This is a genomic window from Xenorhabdus sp. IM139775 (assembly GCF_028598745.1).
Taxonomy (GTDB): domain Bacteria; phylum Pseudomonadota; class Gammaproteobacteria; order Enterobacterales; family Enterobacteriaceae; genus Xenorhabdus.
Genome location: NZ_JAQRFK010000207.1, coordinates 1 through 1,060, shown reverse-complemented (window position 1 = coordinate 1,060; position 1,060 = coordinate 1). Strand labels below are relative to the sequence as shown.

Annotated in this window: 1 protein-coding gene; it reads left to right on the top strand. The window is 57.5% G+C overall.

Annotated elements, in window-relative coordinates; translation table 11 throughout:
* Positions 1–69: 69 nt before the first annotated feature.
* Positions 70–1,060 (top strand): IS701 family transposase (locus PSI17_RS17020; RefSeq protein WP_273553084.1); only part of this gene is annotated, 991 nt, incomplete at its 3' end.

Sequence of the window (1,060 nt, the reverse complement as noted above, 5' to 3'; positions counted from 1 at the left end):
TACAGTCGTACGCCCCATTGTGGCATGATAGCCCATGACATTTTTTCCTGAAAATACGGGAGGTGTTCAATGCACTCACCGACCAATGCCTGGGAACAGGAACTGCTCTCACTTCATACCCGTCTGGCTCCGTTGTTTCACCATCCCGGCCCACAACACCGCAGCCTCGCCTATCTCAGGGGGCTGCTCAGTGACGTTGAACGTAAAAATGGCTGGCAACTGGCGGAATGGATAGGCGAACGCACGCCTGATGGCATTAAACATCTGCTGGAGCGCGCCCGCTGGGACGTCGACGTCGCCCGCGATATTCTGCGCGACTATGTGACGGCGCATTTGGGCGATGAACATGGGGTGCTCATTGTGGATGAAACCGGCTTTATCAAAAAAGGCACGCATTCTGCCGGCGTGCAACGTCAATACAGTGGCACCGCCGGGCGCGTCGAAAACAGTCAGATAGGCGTCTTTCTCTGTTATGCCGGTCAGGGCGGCCATGCCTTTATTGACCGGGCGTTATACCTGCCCAAGCAGTGGATTGATGACCGCCCACGTTGTGAAGCCGCTGGCATTCCTGGCTCCGTCCCCTTTGCCACCAAGCCGCAGCTTGCCCGACAGATGCTGGAACGCGCATTAGAGGCTGGCGTTCCCTGTCGCTGGGTGACGGCAGATGCCGTTTATGGTCAGGATCGTCGCCTGCGCTGCTGGCTGGAGTCCCGGTATCAACCGTTTGTGCTGGCGATCCCCAAAAATGAACCGCTATGGTGGCAAGGGCCGACCTATGTCAGAGCGGACAACATTGTGGACAGCCTGACGCCTGAGCAATGGGAAACCCATTCTGCGGGGCGGGGAGCGAAAGGTGAACGTCAGTATGACTGGGTTCGGGTGCCGCTCTGGCGTTTACAACTCAGTGAGAAAGAACGGGAATATGGCCATTATCTGCTGGTCCGGCGCAGCCGGGATGAAAAGCAGGAGCGGGCTTACTACGTCGTGTATGCGAGCCGAGAACAGGCTGCTCTGAAAACCTTGGCTCAGGTGGCAGGCCGTCGCTGGGAAATTGAATGTG